The organism is Streptomyces sp. NPDC054956 (assembly GCF_053609185.1).
Genome location: NZ_JBSGXB010000332.1, coordinates 1 through 7,811 on the forward strand (window position 1 = coordinate 1; position 7,811 = coordinate 7,811).

The following is a 7,811-nucleotide window of genomic DNA, read 5'->3' on the forward strand; positions in this document are numbered from 1 at the left end:
CCCGTCACGTGGCGGGGCCGGCCGGGGCGCGCTCCCCCCCCCCCGGCGGGGGTGGCCCCCCCCCCGCGCCATGGTCATAGACCTGCTTCCGCCCGCGCCTGCATGACCACTGATGGAGCCTCATGGTGGGGACTCGCGGAAGCCGAAGTCAGCTCCCGGCGTGATGCGAAACACGTGACGATCTCAGAATCCGATCGACTAGAGGCTGTTCTTACAGGTAAATTCCCTGCGATTGTGCCGTTGATCACCAGAGATCACGGCCATCTCAGCTCACTCCGGGGGGAGTCACGATGCCAACCTTTGGCATGCGTAGAAATAGTCGAAAATATCGGATACGGGTCTCCGTTCCGATCGTCCTCGCTTTGTCAACGTCCCTGCTCTCTGTGCCCGCCGCGCAGGCAGCAGCTGCGGGGCCCGACTTCAAAAAGGTATGGGCGCCGCCACACACGCCGCTTCCGCGCACCGCTTCCTTGAGCGTGTCGTCCGCCCGCTCAGCCGGCAAGGTCGAGCCGCGCTACGAGGTGCCCAAGCCGGTGCAGCCGCAGCGCGCACCCGCTGCTCTCAGGGCCCAGACCGGAAAGGCAGACTTGTCAGCGGCCCGGCCTGGTGCGCCCGTCCGTGCCGGTGATCTGCCGGTGTGGATCGTGCCCACAGGTACCAAGGGTTCCGCCGGCACCACTGTGTCGGTCTTCCGCGGTGACACGCGCGTCACGCAAGCAGCCGGAGTGCACGGCGCTCTGCTCACGTTTACCCTGGCCGGGCAGGACACCAGCAGTGCGGCCGGTAGCGTCGCCACCCGCGTCTCGCTCGACATGCGCGCATTGCAGGACGCCACGGACGGGCAGTTCGCCTCGCGCGGACGCCTCGTGGCGCTGCCCTCGTGTGCGGCGCTGACTCCGGAACGCGCTGAGTGCCGCGAGCGCACGCCCGTGGCGATGGACTACGACAAGGCCACCGGCCGGGTGAGCGCCGATGTGACCGTCCCGGCCCCGGCCCGCTCCGTACTCGCGCCACTGGCCAAGCAGCCAGGGAAGTCCTCCCCGGCGTCGGCCTCGGCATCTGCTCTCCCACCCGCAGCGCCGGTCCAGAGCATGGTCCTCGCTGCGGAAACCGGCCCCTCGGGCGGCGGCGGCTCCTACACCGCCACCCAACTGGCCTCCTCCTCAGGCTGGGCCGCCGGCACCGCTGCCGGTGCGATGACATACGGGTATCCCGTCCAGATGCCGCCCCCCCTCGGCGGCACAGCACCTTCCGTAGCCTTGGGATACAACTCGTCCTCGGTGGACGGACGCACGTCCGCGACGAACTCGCAGGCTTCGTGGGTCGGTGAAGGCTGGGACTTCAACCCCGGCTACATCGAGCGGACCTTCAAGTCGTGCGATAAGAACGGCATCACCGGCTCCGGTGACCTGTGCTGGGGCGGCTTCAACGCCGTCATCTCCGCCGGCTCCCACAGTGGGCAGCTGATCCGGGACGACAACCAGGGCTCGGCCAATGCCACCACCGATGCGGCCACCGGCACCTGGCGTCTGAAGGGGGACGACGGCAGCAAAGTCGAGTTCGTGTCCGGTGCCGCCAACGGCGTCCAGGACGGCTCCTACGCGAAGATGACGGACAGCTCCGGCACCGTCTTCTACTTCGGCGTGAACCACCTTCCCGGCGGTGACCGGTCCGACCCGGCCACCAATTCCGTCTCCAGCGTCCCGGTCTACGCACCGAACAGCGGCGACCCCTGCTACGACAGCTCCAAGGGCAAGGCCTCGTACTGCCGGATGTGGCAGCGCCTCTCCCTCGACTACGTCGTCGACCCGAACGGCAACCTCACCTCATACACCTGGTCTCCCGAGACCAACTGGTACGAGCGAGGCGGCGCCCAGAACGGCGGCACGGGCACCCGCACGGACTACACACGAGCGACCACCCTCCAGAAGATCGCCTACGGGCAGCGCCTCAGCGACCAGATCGCGGCCAAGGGCTCATTGGAGCCGGCCGCCCGCGTCACCTTCAGTACAGCTGAACGCTGCCTCGACCAGGCCAACTGCGATCCGGCCAACCGCACGGCGTCCAACCAGAACAACTGGCCGGACGTGCCCATCGATCAGGAATGCAAGCAGAGTGGGACCTGCACCAACGTCAGCCCGACCTACTTCACCACCCGGCGCCTGACCAACATCACTACCCAGGTCCGCATCAACAACGCCTTCAAGGACATCGACTCCTACGAGCTCAAGCACTCCTTCCCCGACCCGAAGGACGCGACGAGCGAGAAGGTCCTGTGGCTCGACTCCGTGCTCCGCACGGGCAAGGCCGAATCCCCGGCCATAAGTCTCAAGCCGGTCACCTTCACCCCCGTCATGCTGCCCAACCGCGTGGACGGCACGAACCTGGTGCCCGCCCCGCCGATCATGAACCGGGCGCGGATCCAGCAGATCAAGACCGAGACCGGCGCCGTCCTCAACGTGGACTACAACCTGCCGGGATGCTCTCGCCTCAACAACGTGATGCCGGCTGCCGAAGATGACAACACCATGGCCTGCTACCCGGTCCGTTGGTCTCCGAAGGGCTCGGTCGCGAACGCGGACCCGGTCCTGGATTGGTTCAACCACTACACCATCCAGTCCGTCACGGAGAACGACACCACCACGGACGCACCGGCGAAGATCACCAACTACACCTACGGACCCGCCGCCTGGCACCGCGACGACAGCGAGTTCACTGACGCCCAGTCCCGTACCTGGGGCGATTTCCGCGGCTTCTCCACCGTGACCTCCACCGTGGGCAGCGGCACGGACGGGCCTCGCGCTCAGTCACGCACCACATACCGGACGGGCATGGACGGTGACAAGCGCAAGGACGGCACCACCCGCAGCGTCCACCTGACCGACGCGCTCGGCCGGGACGTCACCGACGTGGACTGGCTCAGCGGCGCTGCCCTCCAGAGCGAGACCTTCGACCAGGCGAATGGCACCGTCACCGCCAGGACGGTGAACAGCGCTTCGGGCGAGGCGGAGACCGCCAGGCACACCGTCGGCAGCGGCCTGCCCGCTCTGGTGGCCCGCTACGCCTCCACGACGACCACGGCCATCATGCAGGAGCGCAAGGCCGACGGCACGTGGCGCACGCAAAGCGCCACGACGCACACCGACAAAGACCACGGCAACCGCGTGGACACCGCGCTTGACCAGGCGGACGGCCTGCCGGACGTGTGCACCCGATCCAAGTACGCGACCGGACCGGACGCCCAGCGCACCGACCTCGTCGCCGAAACCGTCACCATCGCCGGCGCCAACGCGTGCACGGCCACCGCCAACGCGACGAACACCATCGCCGCCAAGCGGATGCTGTTCGACAACCAGCCCTACGGGCAGGCCGGGACGATCGGCGCACCGTCCAGCAGCCAGGTCCTGGACCACTACAGCACCGACGGCACCGGGTCCTACGCCACCACCAGCACTCTCACCTACGACATCTACGGCCGCCCGGCGACTGTGACCGACCCCCGCACCACTGACGCCCAGCACCCTGCCGGCGCCACCATCAGTACCACCTACACCGCGCCCTCTACAGGCGAACTGCCCCAGACCACCACCCTCTCCACTTCCGTACCCGGGGTGGCTGGTGCCACCTGGGACACGGTTACCACGTTCGGCACCCGCCGCGACGCCCGCGTCACCAACACGGACTCCAACGGCAAGGTCACGACTCAGACCTACGACGCCCTCGGCAGGGCGACGGCTGTCTGGCTGCCGGGCCGGACCCCGCAACTCAGTCCGGAGGCGAATGTCACCTTCGCCTACACGGTGTCCGACACGCCGGGCGTGCCGTCGTCCCGGACGACCAGCACCCTGACGAGGGACGGCGAGACGCCGGTCCGCACGAAATCAGTGGACCTGCTCGACGGCTTCGGCCGCGCGCGCCAGAACCAGTCCACCTCGCCGAACCCTGCCTACACGGGTCGGATCGTCAGCGATAGTCGCTACGACTCCCAGGGGCGTATGTCAAGGGTCAACACCGCCTGGTACAACAACGATGCCGGCCCTGGCGGCACCCTCGTGGTGGCGGCGGACTCGGCCATCCCACTGCAGGCCCGAACCTCCTACGACGGCCGCAGCCGGCCGATGGTGACATCGTCCTGGTCGCTGGGCGTGGAGCAGGCCCGTACGACCAACAGCTATCCCGACGCAGGCCGCACGGACTTGGTGCCACCGCAGGGCGGGTACCCGACCAGCACGTTCACCGATAGTCGTGGACGCACCACCGAGGCTTGGCAGTACAGCACGGCCACGGCCACCGGCAACCGCGCCGACGCTACCGTCACGAGCTACACCTACACGCCGGCCGGTGCCCCTGAGACCCACAAGGACGCGGCAGGCAATACCTGGCGCTACACCTACGACCTCCAAGGACGGCAGATCCAGTCGACTGACCCGGACGCCGGGACTGTCACCCATACCTATGACGGAGCCTCTCGGGTCGCCGACACGACCGACGCACGCGGCAAGAAGCTCGTCTACACCTACGACCTGACCGGCCGTAAGACCGGCATGTACGAGGGTTCCGTCACGACGGCTAATCAGCTTGCCGCGTGGACCTTCGATACCGTGGCCAAGGGACAGCCGACCTCCTCGACCAAGTACGTCGGAGGCAGCACGGGCCAGGCATACACCACGACCGTCCAGGGTTACGATGACGCCTACCGCGTCACCGCATACCAAACATCTATCCCGGGCACCGAGGTCGGCCAGGCCGCCGGCACCACCTTCAGCTACAGCACCACCGCGCAGTACGACCCCCTCACAGGCCAGCTCACAGACTCACTGCTTCCCGCGCTGGGCGGCCTGCCAGAAGACGAAATGGCCTACTCGTACAACGACTACGGCCAGCTGTACAAGTACGCCGGCGCCACGACGTACGACGTGCAGACCAAGTACGACGCCCTCGGCAGGGTCATCCGCTCGACAGCGAACCCTTACAAGACGCAGGTCGTGGTCACCGCCGATTACGACCAGGCAACAGGACGACTGCGCAACCAGTACCTGGACAAGCAGACCTCGCTCGGTGGCGCCGTCCAGCAGACTGGGTACACGTACGACGACAAGGGCGGGATCACTTCCGTCACAACGATCCCGGACAACACACCGTCGGCCACCGACCGTCAGTGCTTCTCCTACGACAGCCTCGGCCGGATGACCACGGCCTGGACCGACACCGCCGGAATCACCGTCCCAGCCGCCAGCGAGAAGCAGACTCAGGACCAGGGCCGGTGCACCAGCCCAGCCCCGACTGCGGTCACGGTCGGCGGCAGCAACCCGTACTGGCATGACTACACCTACGACGTCACGGGCAACCGCAAGACCTTCACCGTCCACGACCTCACCGGCGACACCGCCAAGGACACCGTCACCACCCAGACGTTCCCCGCCGCGGGAACGGTTAACACCGCAGCAGGCACCGGCGGCGCACACGCACTGACCGATAGCAGCACCAAGATTGGCGCCACGACCACAGTGTCCGGCAGCAACCGTTACGACGCCGTCGGCAACACCACCAGCATGTACACCTCGAAGACCGGCACCACGGGCCTGACGTGGAACGCCGAGGGCAAGCTGGACAGCATCACCCCGGCCACCTCGATCACCGGCATCGGCGGCAAGTGCCTGGAGACCCAGGGCGGAAACTCCGCCAACGGCACACCTGCCCAGATCAACACTTGCAACACGAACGGCGGGCAGAAGTTCACCCTGCGCGGTTCTCTACTGAAGGTCCTCGACAAGTGCCTCACCGCCTCGGGCACCACGGCTGGCTCGACCGTCCTGCTCCAGTCCTGCGACGGCTCCGCCGCCCAGAACTGGACCAAGCGGGCCGACAACACCCTGTACAACCCGGCGGCCACCCGCTGCCTGGCAGTACCCGGTGACGTCAGCACCAACGGCACAGGCATCGTCCTCAGCGACTGTGGCACAACGGTGCCCGCAGGCCAGAAGTGGACGACCGCCGACGAGAGCACCACATACATCTACGACGCCAGCGGCAACCAGCTGATCCAGCGCAACCCGGGCAAGACCACTATCCGCCTCGGCGCGGACGAGCTGACCTACGACACCGCCACCAAGGCCTTGACCGGGACGCGGTACTACCCCATCCCCGGCGGCCTGACCATGGTCCGCGTAGGCACAACGCCCATGACGATCCAGCTCGCCGACCACCACGGCACCGGCCTGCTGACCGTTGACTCAGGCACCCTCGCAGTCACCCGCCGAGCGACGGACCCCTTCGGAAACCCCCGCGGCCCCCAGCCGGCACCCGGCACATGGGGCGGCGACAAGGGATTCGTCGGCGGCACCCAGGACGACAAGACCGGCCTTACCAACCTGGGAGCCCGCCAGTACCAGCCTTCAACCGGCCGGTTCATCAGCACCGACCCGCTCCTCGTACCTACCGATCCCCAGCAGTGGAACGGCTACGCATACAGCAACAACAACCCCATCAACCTCTCCGACCCCTCAGGTCTGCGACCTGACGGAACCTGTGGTGGCAACACGAGCATCTGCAGGCCGAGTGATGACCTCAGCGGCACTGCGGAAGTCAACTACCACGAGTCCTGGCAGTACACGGGTAACGGCGGCTGGAATTGGCAGTCCTGGATAGTCGATCCAAAAGAGATCTACACGAGGTCCGAACACTTCAGCAATCCAACAAATTGGACCTATCTCAAGCCGCGCGGAATAAAGCGCAACTGGAACACACTCGCAGGCCTGGGGCGCCCGCTCATCTCCAGCCTTGACCTCACTAATCCGCTGTACGGCTATGGAATCACCGCAGAGGGTGCCTACGACTGGGTGATGGGGGGATTGGGATTCGATACTAAGGATGACGCATACGAAGACGGCGAAAGCATCTCAATAATGCTCAGCTTCGCATTCGGTGGAGTCTCCTCGGAGGCCTCTGCGGTCGGTTCGGGTGTGCGCAGCACAGAAGCATCCTTGGCCGCGGAAATCAAGGGAATGACCGCCTCCGAAAAAGTGAAGAATCTGGTGGCTAGAGGAAAGATGAGCGAAGCCGCAGATGCTCACTACGAAGACATGGTGAGGGCACGCACAGGGGGTAAGTCGCTTGACGTTAATGGTCGCGAAGTTGATTCCGTCACGAATGACGCACTAATTCAAGCGAAGCGGTCCATGTCGGCAGTTCTTAAGCCGAAGAATTTCTTGAGTAAGTCGACGAGAAATCAGATCAAGGCGACAGCCGCAAGCGCCAAAGAACGTGGAGTGAGGGCCGAGTACTGGTTCAAGTATGGCGTTCACCCTGAAGTCCGAGCCTATCTCGAGAATAAGGGCATAGTTGTCCGAACAGGACTTGGGGAGGACTGATCAGGCATGTCAAGATACTTTAATGTTCGAGGGTTTCTAGACTGCGATTATGATGATCTGGCTACGATCCAGGCCGTCGTGACACAGGATAGAGCTAAAGGTGCGCAGTTTTTCTTGTCCGAAGAAATTGTCGCCCTGTATCTGGATGGATGGGTCTATCAAAAGAGGGTCATTAACTGGATTACCCATGCGTTCTTCGGCGCTTCGATGCGGAGTGGAGGTGTGGACCTTATCTTTGATCAGCTGGTGAGGCTCGCAGGACTAATTCCTGAGCTGGAGGGGGCATTCACCGTGGACGACGACGAGGGGGGACCGTCCCGCCAATGGGATGTGGCGAATGGGCGTGTGGCCATCCGCTAATAGTGGGGCGATTGGCGTTGGTGAGCCCTTCTCGTTTTATGGTTCGCAGGCTATGAAGGGCTCCTGACGTGGCAGGGCTCC

Annotated in this window: 2 protein-coding genes; both read left to right on the forward strand. The window is 65.2% G+C overall.

Annotation, left to right across the window (positions count from 1 at the left end):
* The first annotated feature begins 383 nt into the window (after positions 1-383).
* The gene (locus ACWGDE_RS33095; RefSeq protein ID WP_453392743.1) at positions 384-7,370 is read left to right on the forward strand and encodes a restriction endonuclease fold toxin; all 6,987 of its coding nucleotides are present in this window, start codon (positions 384-386) and stop codon (positions 7,368-7,370) included.
* A 6-nt stretch (positions 7,371-7,376) separates the two neighbouring features.
* Positions 7,377-7,730 (forward strand): hypothetical protein, encoded by a 354-nt coding sequence (locus ACWGDE_RS33100; protein ID WP_453392744.1) that lies wholly within the window; start codon positions 7,377-7,379, stop codon positions 7,728-7,730.
* Positions 7,731-7,811 lie beyond the last annotated feature (81 nt).

What these genes read in the sequence shown, in the direction of transcription:
- ACWGDE_RS33100 (WP_453392744.1), top strand. Translation starts at nt 7,377, where the DNA reads ATGTCAAGATACTTTAATGTTCGAGGGTTTCTAGACTGCGATTATGAT.